Annotated in this window: 14 protein-coding genes; 4 read left to right on the top strand and 10 right to left on the bottom strand. The window is 66.8% G+C overall.

Annotation, left to right across the window (positions count from 1 at the left end):
• Window positions 1-82 precede the first annotated feature (82 nt).
• The 5 genes from AC1RCO_RS29125 to AC1RCO_RS29105 form a co-directional block, all read right to left on the bottom strand.
• A complete protein-coding gene (locus AC1RCO_RS29125) occupies window positions 83-1,549 on the bottom strand; it encodes a GDL motif peptide-associated radical SAM/SPASM maturase (RefSeq protein ID WP_026020220.1) in 1,467 nt (488 codons plus the stop codon).
• Window positions 1,550-1,681: 132 nt separating this feature from the next.
• Window positions 1,682-2,290, bottom strand: coding sequence for a DUF1842 domain-containing protein (locus AC1RCO_RS29120; protein WP_011060454.1), 609 nt, complete (start codon window positions 2,288-2,290; stop codon window positions 1,682-1,684).
• A gap of 51 nt (window positions 2,291-2,341) precedes the next feature.
• Window positions 2,342-2,977: a DUF1842 domain-containing protein gene (locus AC1RCO_RS29115; protein ID WP_011060455.1), complete on the bottom strand. Its 636-nt coding sequence runs from the start codon at window positions 2,975-2,977 to the stop codon at window positions 2,342-2,344.
• Window positions 2,978-3,013: 36 nt separating this feature from the next.
• Entirely contained in the window at window positions 3,014-3,202 is a 189-nt protein-coding gene (locus tag AC1RCO_RS29110; protein WP_015634943.1) for a DUF1843 domain-containing protein, read from the bottom strand.
• 317 nt (window positions 3,203-3,519) lie between these two features.
• On the bottom strand, window positions 3,520-4,149 hold the full coding sequence (locus tag AC1RCO_RS29105) for an HAD family hydrolase (protein ID WP_125062899.1): 630 nt from the start codon (window positions 4,147-4,149) through the stop codon (window positions 3,520-3,522).
• Between the two features lie 163 nt (window positions 4,150-4,312).
• Here AC1RCO_RS29105 and AC1RCO_RS29100 point away from each other — a divergent pair, with 163 nt between their 5' ends.
• Both AC1RCO_RS29100 and AC1RCO_RS29095 read left to right on the top strand, forming a co-directional pair.
• On the top strand, window positions 4,313-4,519 hold the full coding sequence (locus AC1RCO_RS29100) for a DUF6021 family protein (RefSeq protein ID WP_015634945.1): 207 nt from the start codon (window positions 4,313-4,315) through the stop codon (window positions 4,517-4,519).
• A gap of 95 nt (window positions 4,520-4,614) precedes the next feature.
• Window positions 4,615-4,800 (top strand): DUF2188 domain-containing protein, encoded by a 186-nt coding sequence (locus AC1RCO_RS29095; protein WP_011060459.1) that lies wholly within the window; start codon window positions 4,615-4,617, stop codon window positions 4,798-4,800.
• Between the two features lie 94 nt (window positions 4,801-4,894).
• On the opposite strand, the gene AC1RCO_RS29090 is transcribed toward AC1RCO_RS29095, so the two are convergent.
• From AC1RCO_RS29090 to AC1RCO_RS29070, 5 genes are all read right to left on the bottom strand, one after another.
• The gene (locus tag AC1RCO_RS29090; protein ID WP_019095111.1) at window positions 4,895-5,419 is read right to left on the bottom strand and encodes a hypothetical protein; all 525 of its coding nucleotides are present in this window, start codon (window positions 5,417-5,419) and stop codon (window positions 4,895-4,897) included.
• Between the two features lie 50 nt (window positions 5,420-5,469).
• Window positions 5,470-6,072 carry a hypothetical protein gene (locus AC1RCO_RS29085; protein ID WP_125062900.1) on the bottom strand — a complete coding sequence of 201 codons (603 nt, stop codon included), beginning with the start codon at window positions 6,070-6,072 and terminating at the stop codon, window positions 5,470-5,472.
• Window positions 6,073-6,122: 50 nt separating this feature from the next.
• A complete protein-coding gene (locus AC1RCO_RS29080; protein WP_492618311.1) occupies window positions 6,123-6,536 on the bottom strand; it encodes an LIC_13387 family protein in 414 nt (137 codons plus the stop codon).
• A gap of 120 nt (window positions 6,537-6,656) precedes the next feature.
• Entirely contained in the window at window positions 6,657-8,429 is a 1,773-nt protein-coding gene (locus AC1RCO_RS29075) for an acyl-CoA dehydrogenase C-terminal domain-containing protein (protein WP_342403948.1), read from the bottom strand.
• Between the two features lie 195 nt (window positions 8,430-8,624).
• A complete protein-coding gene (locus AC1RCO_RS29070; protein WP_015634950.1) occupies window positions 8,625-10,247 on the bottom strand; it encodes an acyl-CoA synthetase in 1,623 nt (540 codons plus the stop codon).
• A 358-nt stretch (window positions 10,248-10,605) separates the two neighbouring features.
• Between AC1RCO_RS29070 and AC1RCO_RS29065 the strand changes: the two genes are divergently transcribed.
• Window positions 10,606-12,507 (top strand): PAS domain-containing sensor histidine kinase, encoded by a 1,902-nt coding sequence (locus tag AC1RCO_RS29065; protein ID WP_220224080.1) that lies wholly within the window; start codon window positions 10,606-10,608, stop codon window positions 12,505-12,507.
• Entirely contained in the window at window positions 12,504-13,139 is a 636-nt protein-coding gene (locus tag AC1RCO_RS29060; protein WP_123397592.1) for a response regulator transcription factor, read from the top strand. Before AC1RCO_RS29065 ends, AC1RCO_RS29060 begins: the two co-directional genes overlap by 4 nt.
• The last annotated feature ends 2 nt before the right edge of the window (window positions 13,140-13,141 follow it).

Raw genomic sequence — 13,141 nt, 5'->3', positions numbered from 1 at the left:
TATAGATGGTTTTTCCATGCTCGCCCGTGGCGATATAACCGTCGCCGCGCCATTGGGGGCGCGGCGGCGGTGCGGGCGGGGGTTACAGGCGCGGCTGCTCCTGGGGCGTGCCGAGCAACTGGTGCAGGGTGTTGATCAGCGCCTGCTGGCGCAGCCGGTCCTCCTGGTGCCGGGCTTCGGCGGCGGCGACATCGGCGTTGCAGTGCGGGCAGGTGCTTTCATGGGCGTGGATGTACTCCAGGCAACTGCGACACAGGGCCAGGCGCGGCGGGATGCGGCCTTCCTCGGGCGACGCCTGGCCCTGGTTGACCCAGGCCAGCTTGATCACCTGGCCGCTGTCGTTGACGCTCGATACCGCCTCGCCGGTGTCGATGCGTTCGGTGATCAGGTCGAAACGGCCCACCGAGAACGACGCCGGGCCGGCGTCTTCGAGCTTGACGATGCGTTCGCGCAGGCCCTTTTTCGCCAGGTCCAGGGTCCGGTAGTGGCAGTAGGGATTGTTCCCCGGCTTGCCCAGCAGCGAGTGCGAGGTCCAGGTGCAGCCGCCGCGGCAGACATCGTTGTAGTAACAGGTGCGGCAGTAGCCCCACAGGTCGTCCACCGAGCGCAGGCGGCCGAAGTGGATGCCTTCGCTGTAGTGCCAGATGTCGTGCAGGCTCATGCTGCGCACGTTGCCACCGGAGAAACCCACGGTGGCCAGGGACGGGCAGCCCTTGACCGTGCCGTCGGCCTCCAGGGCCAGGACCGTCTGCCCGGCGGCGCAGCCGCTCCAGTGCACGCGATCGTCGCCGAAGCCGCGCCACATGTGCTCGTAGGGGCCGTAGTAGCCGATGTTGTTGCCCACATTCATCAGCAGCCCGCGCTCGGCGCCTTCGCGGTACAGTCGCGCCAGCAGCGGCATCACCTCCAGCAACTGGTAGGGCTGCAGCAGCAGCTCGGGGTGATCCACCGCATTGCCCATGGCCACGGTCAGCTGGATCTGCCAGTGGCTGGCGCCGGCATCGATGATCAGTTCCATCAGGGCCGGCAGGTCGGGCAGGGTGGCGGCGCCGATCTGCGTGTTGACGCTGACCTTGAGCCCGGCCTGCTTGGCCCGGCGCAGGGTATCCAGGGCCTTGTCGAAGGAGCCGGGGACATTGCGCACCGCGTCATGCAGCGGCGCCAGGCCATCCAGGGAGACGCCGACGCCATTGAGCCCGGCATCCACCGCGGCCTGCATCTTGGCCGGGGTCAGGTTGCGCCCGCCGGTCTGGATCGCCACGTACATGCCGTGGTCGTGGATGGCCTGGATCAGCCGCGTCCAGTCCTTGCGCAGATAGGCTTCGCCACCGATCAGGGTGACTTCCCGGGTGCCCAGGGCGGCGATCGAATCGATCACCGACAGGCATTCCTGGGTGTTGAGTTCGCCCGGGCGCCGATGCCCGGCGCGGGAGCCGCAATGCAGGCACTTGAGGTCGCAGGCGAGGGTGATTTCCCAGACCACATGCACCGGGACAAAGCGCTTGAGGTCGGTTTCGCTGAGGTAGCGGGCGGGGAGACGGTCTGACATGAGAGTTCCTTGCGCACCCGGCGGTGCGCGGCACCAACCCATCGAAATAGGCGCGCCTTCCTTGTGTCGCAATGGCGCGGTCGTTTTGTGGCAGCCCCCGGGGCCGCGGCGGGCGGCCCCGGGGGCTGGTGGTCAGCGCTGTTCCAGGCGGCTGATTTCTGCCTGCAACTGCTGCACCGCCTGGGTCAGGTTGTCAGCGTTGGCCAGTTGCTGCTCGCCCTGGGCCACCAGTGCCTTGAGCCGCGCCAGGTCGCCGCTGGCCTGGGCCTGTTGCAGCGCCACGGCGTACAGCGGGTGGCGCACTTCGGCGGCCGGGCCGGCCTGGCTGGCGTAGTCCGCCGCCTGCGCCTGCTCCACCGGGGCCGGGCTCACGGCGGCGTGTTGCACCACGTGCCAGTGCCCCTGGAACTGGTACTTGTAGCTGGCGAAGCCGCTGGCCCAGTCCAGGCCGAGGATGCCCTGCAGGTGGAAGGTCTCGGCGATCTGGCTGGTGGGGCCGCTGGGGTTGCCGGCCAGGCTGAGGATGATGTGCCCCTCGCTGGAGGGGTCGAGCTTGACCTGCGAGTAGTCGCCCCACACGTCGGCATGGAACTGCACCGGTGGCGAGGTGCTCTGGGTCACGCGGGCAACGCCGCTGACGCGTTTCTTCGGGGTATCGACCAGCAGGTCGAGGGTCAGCACCGGCCCACCGATCACGGGGTTGGCGACGATGAGGCGGGTATGGAACAGTCCGATTGTCATGCTGCAACTCCTTATCTTCTTGAAGACATCAGGTTCGATGGACGGCCGGGCTCAGCGCCGCTCCTGCTGGCTGATCTCGGCCTTGGCGGCCACCAGTGCGGTGCGGATCAGCGGCAGCTGTTCCAGTTGCTGGGTGGCGACCTTGTGCAGGCTCTTCATCTGCGCCAGGTCACCGCTGGCGATGGCACCGTGGATCGGCGCCCCGTACAGCGCCGAGATCGGCGGCAGCGGATGGTTGGGCTGGCCGCGGTGCAGAGGGGCCGACAGGGTGCTGGACTGCACGGTTTCCTGCAGGTGGGCGGGCACCTGGTTGACCGTCACCCAGCTGTGGCCGTTGTAGTACTGATAGTTGGCCACGCCTTCCTTCCAGTCGTCGCTGACCACCAGGTGCAGCTTGAAGTTGATCACCGAGTTCGACCCCGGGCCGCCCTGGTTGCCCTGGGCCGTGATGAGGATCTTGCTGGTGCTGGGCGGCATGACGGTGAGGTAGGTGTACTGGCCCCAGACATCGCTGTGCAGGTCCAGGGGCGGGTTGACCGCCTGGGTGATGCTGGAAGTGCCGCGCACACTGTGTTCCGGGGTATAGGCCAGCAGGTTGAGGATCAGGGTGGGTGCGCCGGGTTGCGAGGTGCCGATGCGGTAGCTCAGGGGGAACAGGCCTTCGGCTTGCGAGTAGTTGCCGGACATTTGCTTTGCCTCCATTCAATGACAGGGGAACCGCGATCAGCGGCGTTCCAGGCGGGCGACTTCCTTGGCCAGCTGTTCGTAGGCGTTGTGCAGATCCTTGGGTTCGTTCCTGGCCGGATCGCGCTTGGCCAGCAGGGCTTTCATCTCCGGCAGCTTGCCTTCGCTGATGGCCGACTGGATGGCGACTCCGTAGGGGGGGATCACATGTTGGGATGCATTGCTCATGGCGTTTGCCTTCCGTGGGTGTGGATGGGGTGCTGCGCTACTCGGCAGCTTTTGCAGTTAAGCAGCGCGGGTAGAATTGGCAGGGTAATGGCACATTGATTTTGTGGGTTTCCGACCGGTGGATTCACGGTCGGTAAAGGGTTGATTTTGGAGACATTCCAAAGGGCGATATGCAGGCGGGAGGTGATTGCGGATGGCGATAGGAGGGGGTGAGAAAGGGGGGCGAGCGTAGGCACCGGCTGCCGGCGAAGAGGCCCTCGACAGCCATGCATCGCCCTGGCCGGCGCCTTCGCTGGCAAGCCAGCCCCTACGGGGTGTCAGTGCGCTCGGACCACCCCCAACTCCTCCAGCCGGCGCCGCGTCTCGGCCGCCGTCACATGATGAATCGCATGCCACCCCAGCGCCGTTGCGGCGACGATATTGGGCGCATGGTCGTCAATGAACACCAGTTCCTCGGGGGCCACCCCCGGCAAATGCGCACGAATGCGCCCCAGGGTCGTGTGATAGATCTCGGCATCCGGCTTGATCTGGCGCTCTTGCCCCGACACGACGATGTCGCGAAAGCGCTGCAGAAACGGGTAATTGTCCCAGGCATAGGGAAAGGTTTCCCGGGACCAGTTGGTCAGCCCGAACAGGGGCACCTGCGCCTGGTGCAGTTCTTCCAGCAGGGCCACGCCCTGATCCAGTGGCCCCTTGAGCATCTCCGGCCAGCGCCCGTAATAGGCCTCGATCAAGAGGGCATGGTCGGGGTGCTCGGCCACCAGGCTGCGGGTCGCCTCGGCCAGGCTGCGGCCGGCGTCCTGCCGGGTATTCCAGGCCTGGGTGCAGATGGTGTCGAGGAACCACTGGCGGCGCTCATCGTCGGGGATCAGCTGGCGGTACAGGTGGTGCGGGCTCCAGTCGAACAGCACGCCACCAAAATCGAAAACCACGGCACGAATCGTCATGAACACGTCCTTTTGAGCGGTTATGGGCCAGGCGCCATCCTGCGACGCCCGGCAGCACAATGCAATTTGCCGCTGGCCGCTGGTCCGCTCGGCGGCACCCTGGCCACGAATCGTGATCCAACCCCTGTATCCGGCCTTTTCCAGGCTGGCACAGGAGCTGCCCATGACTGCCAAGAACCCCACGGGGCCGCGCTCGTCCGAGCATGCCTCGAATCATCATGACCCGGGTTTCGACCCCGATTCGCCAGACCTGGCCGACCCCCAGGTAGACCCTGTAGGCCCGGCCAGGGCACCCCTGGACCGCCCTGAACCCGAGCACCGGCGCAAGCGCTCGCGGGCCTACGATCCCCTGGCCAACCTGAAGAAGTGACCCGGCGCGCCGACATGCGGCAGTCGCCGGGCGGTGTGGCGGGTGTAAGGTAAAACGCCCAAGCCCCAGGCTCGCCGAGGAAAAAGGAGGTGTCCATGAGCACGCCGCTGCTGAACAAACTGCAGATCAACGGCTATCAGGTCTTGAGCGTCAACCACGGGCCCTGGAAGGTCTGCACGCCGGGTGACCGGCTTGCTACCTTCGGCACCCGGGAAGAGGCCATGGCCTTTGCCGCCGCCCTGCCGGCGCGCAGGCAACGACCGGCCGCCACCGGTGGCTAGCGCCCAGGCAGGAAAAAAGCCCCGACCGGTTCGGGGCTTTTTTATGCCTGGCCGGGGGCATGGCCGGACGGGGCGAGGGCGCAGCGGGGCGCAATTACGGCTGCATGAAACTCAGCAGCGGGAGGATGAAGGCTGCTGCCAGGGCCAGTGCCCACAGGGTCTGCAGAAACAGCTCATCGGCGTTGTCGGCGGCGGGCCGCGGGGCGAGGCGGCGGCGCCAGTAGAAGTACAGGCCGCTGACCACGAACACACAGGTGATGCCCATCATGTACTCCAGCTCCCACTTCTGGGGGCTGATGGCCAGGCTGCCGTCCTGGTCATCCGGGTAGTCGAGCCGCCACCAGGCGCCCAGCAGCAGAGGCACCAGCCCGGCCAGGAGCCAGGCCAGGCGCGCACCGGGCATCCGGGTCAGCAGGGTCACGGCCAGGCCGATCAGGCACAGCACCCAGACAAAGAGGTACAGCTGAAAGCCCATGGCCCCACCGAACAGCGTGCTGCTGACATCCCGCGGCTGCATCATCTGCACGTCGCACAGCAGCATCAGCGACAAGGGCGCGGCAACGACGATCCAGCACAGAGGGCGGTAGAGCCACAACCACAGGGTAAACAGGCGAGACATGGGCACACTCATCGAGGTTTGGTGAAGCAAGAAAGAGGCGGGGTTGACGGTCAGTCGACAATGACCCGGGTGCCAGGGCCCAGGCACAGGCTCAACTGTTCGCCGGCCCGGTTGAAGGCGCAGTACGGCAGGGGCGCCTTGCTGGCATTGACCAAGGGGGGGATGAAGAAGCCCCCCAGCAATACCGCCCATGCAATCCGCAACGACAGCTCACGGAGGGTGGCGGGGGCTCTCGGCTTGAGCCGCTGCTGGTGCATCAGGTAGATGCCGCTGTAGACCAGGGCGAAACCGAAGACCATCACATAGTCCAGCTCCCGGGCCTGGATGCTGAAGATCAGGTTGCCGTCGAAATCATCCGGGTAGTTGATCCGCCACCACAGGCCCAGCAGCAACTGCACCAGCCCACCGATGATCCAGGCCAGGCGGGCGCCGGGCACCCGGGTCAGCACGGCCAGGCCCAGGCCGATGACGCTGAAGGCCCAGCCGCCCAGGTACAGCATGAAACCCATGGAGCCGCCGAACAGCGTGCCGCCGACTTCCCGGGGGACGATCAGGTGCAGGTTGCAACGGATCATGGTGGCCAATTGTGCGGCCACGGCGATCCAGCACAGGAGGTAGTAGAGCCGGGACCAGAAGGTGTGCAGGGGCGACATGCAGAGACTCGAAAAAAACAGGGCCGATGAGAGTGTGTGGTGGGCTGGGTTCAAACCAACAGCGAACCGCAGGCAACCGCGAACAGCACCAGGGCGATGCTGATGCCCGCCAGGGGAATGCGAAACCAGTAACGGATGGCCAGCACCCACAGGCTGGCGAGAAACCCCAGGCCGATCAGCAGCAAGCCACGGGCCTCCAGCAGCAGGGCCGGGTGCAGCCAGGCGAGGTAGCCATAGACCAGGCCGAACAGCATGGCGCCCAGGCTGTGGCTGGCGTTGAAGCCGACCCAGGCCCGCCACAGCCTGGTCTGGCGGGTGATCATCGGCGACACCTGGCGCATGCGTTCGGCCAGGGCCGGGTCACGGGGCTGGAATTTGTCGGTGGCGAAGGTGTAGATCAGGTGCAGGGTGCCGAGCAGCAGCACGATGGCTGAGCTGGCGATGATCAGGGCGGGGGCCAACACGTTTCTTCCTTGGGCGGTGCTCGGGTGCGCGGAGTATGCCGGGCCGCCCGGGGTTTTGCACCTGCGGGCGGCGGTTTTTTGCCAGCACTGGGCAGGGCGCCGGGCGCCCTGCCCAGGGGCTCAGAAGTGCTCGGCGTCGAGGCCGAACAAGGAGACGCTGCCGGCGCGGATGCTCTGCTCCAGGCTGAGGATGCGCGGCAGCATGCGGCTGAAGTAGAAGCGCGCGGTGGCCAGCTTGGCACCGTAGAAACCGTCGTCCTCGGAACGCTTGTGCTCGGCCACCTGGGCCATGCGCGCCCACAGGTAGGCGTAGGCCACGTAGCCGAACAGCTGCAGGTATTCGACGCAGGCGCTGCCCACCGCGTGGGGGTTCTGCGCCGCCTGTTCACGCAGCCAGTCGCTGAGGTCTTCCAGGCGCTGCACCGCGTCCAGCAGCTCGGCGGCGTAGGCGGCGCCGGGCAGGTAGGCGTAGTCGCGGATCTCGCCGGTGAACAGGCGCAGGGCCACGCCGCCGTTGCCCACCACCTTGCGCCCCAACAGGTCCAGGGCCTGGATGCCGTTGGTGCCTTCGTAGATCTGGGCGATGCGTACATCCCGCACCAGTTGCTCCTGGCCCCATTCGCGGATGTAGCCGTGGCCGCCGAAGATCTGCTGGCCCAGCACGCAGCTGTCCAGGCCGGTGTCGGTGAAGAACGCCTTGGCCACCGGGGTCAGCAGCGCCACCAGGGCCTCGGCGTTGTGCCGCTCATGGGGCTGGTCGGCGAACTTGGCCAGGTCCAGCTGCTGGCCGACGTAGCTGGCGAAGGCCCGGCCGCCTTCGGTCATGGCCTTCATGGTCAGCAGCATGCGCCGCACATCGGGGTGGACGATGATCGGGTCGGCGATCTTGTCCTTGGCCACCGGGCCGGCCGGGGAGCGGCTCTGGATGCGCTCGCGGGCGTAGGTGCGGGCGTTCTGGTAGGAGTTCTCGGCGCAGCCGATACCCTGGATGCCGATGGACAGGCGCTCGTAGTTCATCATGGTGAACATCGCCGCCAGGCCCTTGTTGGCCTCGCCGATCAGCCAGCCGGTGGCGCCGTCGAAGTTCAGCACGCAGGTGGCCGAGGCCTTGATGCCCATCTTGTGCTCGATGGAACCACAGCTCACCGCGTTGGCCGCGCCGAGATTGCCGTTGGCGTCCACATGGATCTTCGGCACCAGGAACAGCGAGATGCCCTTGGGCCCGGCCGGGGCGTCCGGCAGCTTGGCCAGCACCAGGTGGATGATGTTCTCGGTCAGGTCCTGCTCGCCGCCGGTGATGAAGATCTTGCTGCCGCTGATGCGGTAGCTGCCGTCGGCCTGGGGCTCGGCGCGGGTGCGGATGATCCCCAGGTCGGTGCCGGCGTGGGCCTCGGTGAGGCACATGGAACCGGCCCAGCGGCCTTCGTACATCGGCGGCAGGTACAGCTGTTTCAGCGCTTCGCTGGCGTGGGCGTCGATGGCCAGGCAGGCCCCGGAACTCAGGGCCGAGTACAGGGCGAAACTGGAGTTGGCGGCGTAGAGCATTTCCTCGAACTGCACCGCGAGCATCTTCGGCATGCCCATGCCGCCGTAGGCCGGGTTGCCGCTCAGGCCGACCCAGCCGCCCTGGATATAGGTGCTGTAGGCCTCCTTGAAACCGGCCGGGGTGCGCACCTGCCCGGCGTGCCAGCTGGCGCCTTCCTCGTCGCCGCTGCGGTTGAGCGGGGCGATCAGGTTGCCGGTGACCTTGGCCGCTTCTTCGAGAATGGCGTCGGCGGTGTCGCCGTCCACGGTATCGGCCAGGGCCGGCAGGCGCGCCCAGAGCTTGGGTGCGTTGAACACTTCATGCAGGACAAAGCGCATGTCGCGCAGCGGAGCGTTGAATTCGGGCATTGCAGGAACCTCGGGCAAAAGTGGAGGTTGAGCGGCCTCGGCCGCATGAATCGACAACGAAAACCCCGCCACCATGTAGGAGCCGGCTTGCCGGCGAAGAGGCCCGCAAGCCATGCATCGCCCTGGCCGACGCCTTCGCTGGCAAGCGAAGCGCCGCCCGGCCAGCTCCTACGGGGCTGGGTAGGTGTATTCAGGCTAGAGGTTTTTCGCCATGTCGCGCAGGACGAACTTCTGGATCTTGCCGGTGGAGGTCTTGGGCAACGGGCTGAAGACCACGGTACGCGGCACCTTGAAGCCTGCCAGGTGTTCGCGACAGAAGGCGATGATCTCGGCTTCGCGCACGTCCTGATGATCGGCCTTGAGGGTGATGAAGGCACAGGGCGTCTCACCCCACTTTTCATCGGGCCGGGCCACCACCGCGGCTTCCAGCACTGCCGGGTGGCGATAGAGCACGCCTTCCAGTTCGATGGTGGAAATGTTCTCGCCCCCGGAAATGATGATGTCCTTGAGCCGGTCGCGGATCTCCACGTAGCCGTCCGGGTGGGTCACCCCCAGGTCGCCGGTATGGAACCAGCCGCCCTCGAAGGCTTCGGCGGTGGCCGTGGGGTTCTTCAGGTAGCCCTTCATCACGGTGTTGCCGCGCATGAAGATCTCGCCGATGGTCTGGCCGTCCCGGGGTGTGGGTTCGAGGGTTTTCGGGTCGGCCACCATCACCCCTTCCAGGGTCGGGTAGCGCACGCCCTGGCGCGACTTGATCTGCGCCCGCTGTTCCAGGGGCAGTTCATCCCAGGCGGCGTGCCAGGCGCACAGGGTCACCGGGCCATAGACCTCGGTCAGGCCGTAGACGTGGGTCACCTTGATGCCCATTTCCTCCACCGCGCCGATCACCTTGGCCGGCGGCGCGGCCCCGGCCACCATGGCGTTGACCGGGTGGTCGATGGCCGCCTTGGCGGTGTCGGGCATGTTCACCAGGGCATTGAGCACGATGGGCGCGCCGCACAGGTGCGTGACCTGATGCTCGCGGATCAGGTCGAGGATCTTCTGCGGGTCGACCCGGCGCAAAAACACATGCACCCCGGCCAGGGCGGTGACGGTCCAGGGGTAGCACCAGCCGTTGCAGTGGAACATCGGCAGGGTCCACAGGTACACCGGGTGGTTGCCCATGGCCCAGGTCATCTGGTTGCCCAGGGCGTTGAGGTAGGCGCCGCGGTGGTGGTAGACCACGCCCTTGGGGTTGCCGGTGGTGCCCGAGGTGTAGTTCAGGGCGATGGCCTGCCACTCGTCATCGGGCCACTGCCAGGCAAACTCGGGATCGCCCTCGGCGAGGAACGCTTCGTAGTCCAGCTCGCTGACCGGCTGGCCCTCGCCGTACTCCGGGTCGTCGAGGTCGATCACCAGGGGCGGGTGATCGAGCATGGCCACGGCGGCGTGGATCACCTCATGGAACTCGCGGTCGGCGATCAGCACCTTGGCTTCGCCGTGGGCCAGCATGAAGGCGATGGCCTCGGCGTCCAGGCGCACATTGAGGGCATTGAGCACGGCGCCGATCATCGGCACGCCGAAGTGTGCTTCGAGCATTGCCGGGATGTTGGGCAGCATCACCGCCACCGTGTCGTTCTTGCCGATGCCGCGCCCGGCCAGGGCCGAGGCCAGGCGCCGGCAGCGGCTGTAGGTCTGGGCCCAGGTGCGGCGAATCGAACCGTGGATCACCGCCGGGTAATCGGGGTAAACCGCAGCGGTACGCTCGATGAAGCTCAAGGGGGAGAGGGCGATATGGTTGACGGCAGTCGGCGCCAGGCCTTGCTCGTAGATGGACATGGTTCGGGTACCCGGTGGCTGATTATTAGCTCTATTGGCCGAGGCTTGGGTGGCGTGTGCTGTGTACCTGGGGGCACCCACTGTAGGCGCCGGCTTGCCGGCGAAGGCGATCTCAAGAACACCTGCGCCCGTAGGAGCCGGCTTGCCGGCGAAAGCGATCCCACGGGCCTCTTCGCTGGCAAGCCAGCTCCTACGTTCGGCGTTGCTTACAGGTACGCAGCACACCCAGCGAAAGCTCGGTGACTTATCCGGGGTCTTTTATATACTGTTTGTTGATTGATATGGAAGTACTACCTGAGTTGTATAGTAGTTATACTATAAAAAGAACCTGCCCTTCCGGCCGCGAGACTGATCGACCATGCCCGACTCTACCCACCTGCGTCACTGGCTGCGCCTGCAGCGTGAAGGCCAGTTGCCGGACTCGCCCTGGCTCGGCCACGACCCGCAACCCAGCCTGCTGCTGGACGCCCAGGCGCAGCCGCTGGACCTCAACCCGGCGCTGAGCCAGTGGCTGGATGATGCGGCCACTGGCGATCTCGCGGCCCTGCTGCCGATCAACCACCCGGCCCTGGTGCGTGCCTGCCTGGAGCAGCAGCGGGCCATCGAGCAGGTGGAAGCCCAGTGGGGCGAGCGCATCCTGCTCTGGAGCTTTATCCCCGATCCGCATCGCCAGCGGGTACTGGCGCGCTGCCAGGAAGCCACGGCCCAGGTCCGGGCCGAGCGCGAGTCGGCCAAGGCCCGGCGCCTGTACCGCCTGATCACCGAAAACACCACTGACCTGATTTCCCGGCACACCCCGGACGGCAGCTTCCTCGACGCCTCACCGGCCTCCTGGACCCTGCTCGGCTACTGGCCCGAGCAACTGCGCGGGCGTCTGGCCCGCAGCCTGTTCCACAGCCAGGACCTGGCCGGGCTGATGCAGCGCACCCGCGATGCCCTGGAGCAGGACGGCTACCACACCATGACCTACCGCATCCGCCATCGCGACGGCCACTACCTGTGGTTCGAAACCGCCTGCCGCGGCATTCGCGACACCTACACCGGCACCGTGGTGGAAGTGGTGGCGGTGTCCCGGGACATCACCGCCCGGGTCCAGGCCGAAGAGAACAAGCGGCGCCTGGCGGAAGTGGTAGAGGCCAACCCCGACCCGGTGCTGTTCATCCAGCCCGGCGGCGCGGTGACCTACCTCAACCCGGCGGCGCGGCGCACCCTGGGGCTCGGCGACGGGCAGGCAATGCCGCCACTGGCGGCCATCCTCAGCGCTGCGGTACTCGACAGCCTGCAACGCGAAGGCTGGGACCGCGCTGAACACAGCGGCCGCTGGAGCATCGAGGCGCGCCTGCAACCGCCGGCCGGCGGCGCCTCGGTGCCGGTCTCGCTGATGCTCCTGGCCCACCGCGCGGCCAGTGGCGAGCGTTTCTATTCCCTGGTGGCCCACGACCAGAGCGAGCGCGAACTGCGCGAAGCCCAGCAGCGCCATCACCAGGACGAGCTGGCCCACACCGCGCGCCTGGTGACCCTGGGCGAACTGGCCTCGGGTATCGCCCACGAGATCAACCAGCCGCTGGCCGCAGTGGTCAACTACGCCAATGCCAGCCAGCGCTACTTGCAGGCCCTGGGCACCCAGCCCGAGGCCGCCCGCAAGGTGGCCCAGGGCCTGGAACGGATTGCCGAGCAGGCGACCCACGCCGCCGAAGTGATCAAGCGCCTGCGGGCCTTTTTGCGCAAGGGCGGGCGCCGGGTGCAGGCCCTGGACATCGCCGAAGTGGCCCGGGAAACCGTGCGCCTGTGTGCCTGGGAAGCCCAGGCCAGCCAGGTGACGATCGACTTGCAGCTGGCGGATAATCTGCCGCCGGTGTACGCCGACCGGGTGCTGCTGGAGCAGGTGCTGCTGAACCTGCTGCGCAACGCCATCGAGGCCAACCGCGAAGTGCATGGGCAGCAGGGCTCGCACATTGTGCTGGCCGCCGAGGCGACGGCCGAAGGCGGGGTGCAGATCAGCGTCAGCGACCAGGGCCCCGGTGTCTGCGCCGAGCAACTGCCGCAGCTGTTCACGCCGTTCTACACCAGCAAGGCCAATGGCCTGGGGCTCGGGCTGTCCATGAGCCGCAGCATCGTCGAGGGCTTTGGCGGCGACTTGCAGGCCCAGCCCCAGGCCGTCGGCCTGCGCATGTGCTGCCGGCTGCCGGCCAGTGCCCCGGCCGACCCCTCGGCAACGTCCCAGGCAACTTCCCCCGCAACGACAGGAGCAAGGCAATGACGAGTGTGGCGCAGCAACTGGTGTATGTGGTCGACGACGACCCGGGCATGCTCGACTCCACCGTCTGGCTCCTGGAGTCGGTGGGGCTCAAGGCGCTGCCCTTCACCAGTGGCCGCGAGTTTCTCGAACACTGCGACCCGAGCCTCAATGCCTGCGTGCTGCTGGATGTGCGCATGCCCGGCATGGGCGGGCTGAACGTCCAGGAAGAGCTGCGCCAGCGCGATATCCGCCTGCCGCTGATCTTTGTCAGCGGCCACGCCGACGTGCCCATCGTGGTCCGCGCGTTCAAGGCCGGAGCGGTGGATTTCATTGAAAAGCCCTACAACGAACAGCTGTTGCTGGACAGCGTGCAGCAGGCCCTGAGCCGCGCCGACCGCCATCAGAACCAGAGTGCCGGGCAGGCCCGGGTGCAGGCGCTGCTGGAAAGCCTGACGCCACGGGAGAAAGACGTGTTGCTGCCGCTGGTGCAGGGCTACACCAACCGGGAAATTGCCGAGCAACTGGGGGTCAGCATCAAGACCATCGACCTGTATCGCTCACGGGTGATGAAGCGCATGCAGGCCGAACACCTGCCGGAACTGGTGGGTATGGCCATTGCCGCCGGGCTGGTAGACCCGCTGCACCTGCGCTGAGG

The organism is Pseudomonas sp. GW823-FHT03E05 (assembly GCF_058796855.1).
This window is presented reverse-complemented; position numbering and strand designations above follow the sequence as displayed.

What these genes read in the sequence shown, in the direction of transcription:
- AC1RCO_RS29125 (WP_026020220.1), bottom strand. Translation starts at nt 1,549, where the DNA reads ATGTCAGACCGTCTCCCCGCCCGCTACCTCAGCGAAACCGACCTCAAG.
- AC1RCO_RS29120 (WP_011060454.1), bottom strand. Translation starts at nt 2,290, where the DNA reads ATGACAATCGGACTGTTCCATACCCGCCTCATCGTCGCCAACCCCGTG.
- AC1RCO_RS29115 (WP_011060455.1), bottom strand. Translation starts at nt 2,977, where the DNA reads ATGTCCGGCAACTACTCGCAAGCCGAAGGCCTGTTCCCCCTGAGCTAC.
- AC1RCO_RS29110 (WP_015634943.1), bottom strand. Translation starts at nt 3,202, where the DNA reads ATGAGCAATGCATCCCAACATGTGATCCCCCCCTACGGAGTCGCCATC.
- AC1RCO_RS29105 (WP_125062899.1), bottom strand. Translation starts at nt 4,149, where the DNA reads ATGACGATTCGTGCCGTGGTTTTCGATTTTGGTGGCGTGCTGTTCGAC.
- AC1RCO_RS29100 (WP_015634945.1), top strand. Translation starts at nt 4,313, where the DNA reads ATGACTGCCAAGAACCCCACGGGGCCGCGCTCGTCCGAGCATGCCTCG.
- AC1RCO_RS29095 (WP_011060459.1), top strand. Translation starts at nt 4,615, where the DNA reads ATGAGCACGCCGCTGCTGAACAAACTGCAGATCAACGGCTATCAGGTC.
- AC1RCO_RS29090 (WP_019095111.1), bottom strand. Translation starts at nt 5,419, where the DNA reads ATGTCTCGCCTGTTTACCCTGTGGTTGTGGCTCTACCGCCCTCTGTGC.
- AC1RCO_RS29085 (WP_125062900.1), bottom strand. Translation starts at nt 6,072, where the DNA reads ATGTCGCCCCTGCACACCTTCTGGTCCCGGCTCTACTACCTCCTGTGC.
- AC1RCO_RS29075 (WP_342403948.1), bottom strand. Translation starts at nt 8,429, where the DNA reads ATGCCCGAATTCAACGCTCCGCTGCGCGACATGCGCTTTGTCCTGCAT.
- AC1RCO_RS29070 (WP_015634950.1), bottom strand. Translation starts at nt 10,247, where the DNA reads ATGTCCATCTACGAGCAAGGCCTGGCGCCGACTGCCGTCAACCATATC.
- AC1RCO_RS29065 (WP_220224080.1), top strand. Translation starts at nt 10,606, where the DNA reads ATGCCCGACTCTACCCACCTGCGTCACTGGCTGCGCCTGCAGCGTGAA.
- AC1RCO_RS29060 (WP_123397592.1), top strand. Translation starts at nt 12,504, where the DNA reads ATGACGAGTGTGGCGCAGCAACTGGTGTATGTGGTCGACGACGACCCG.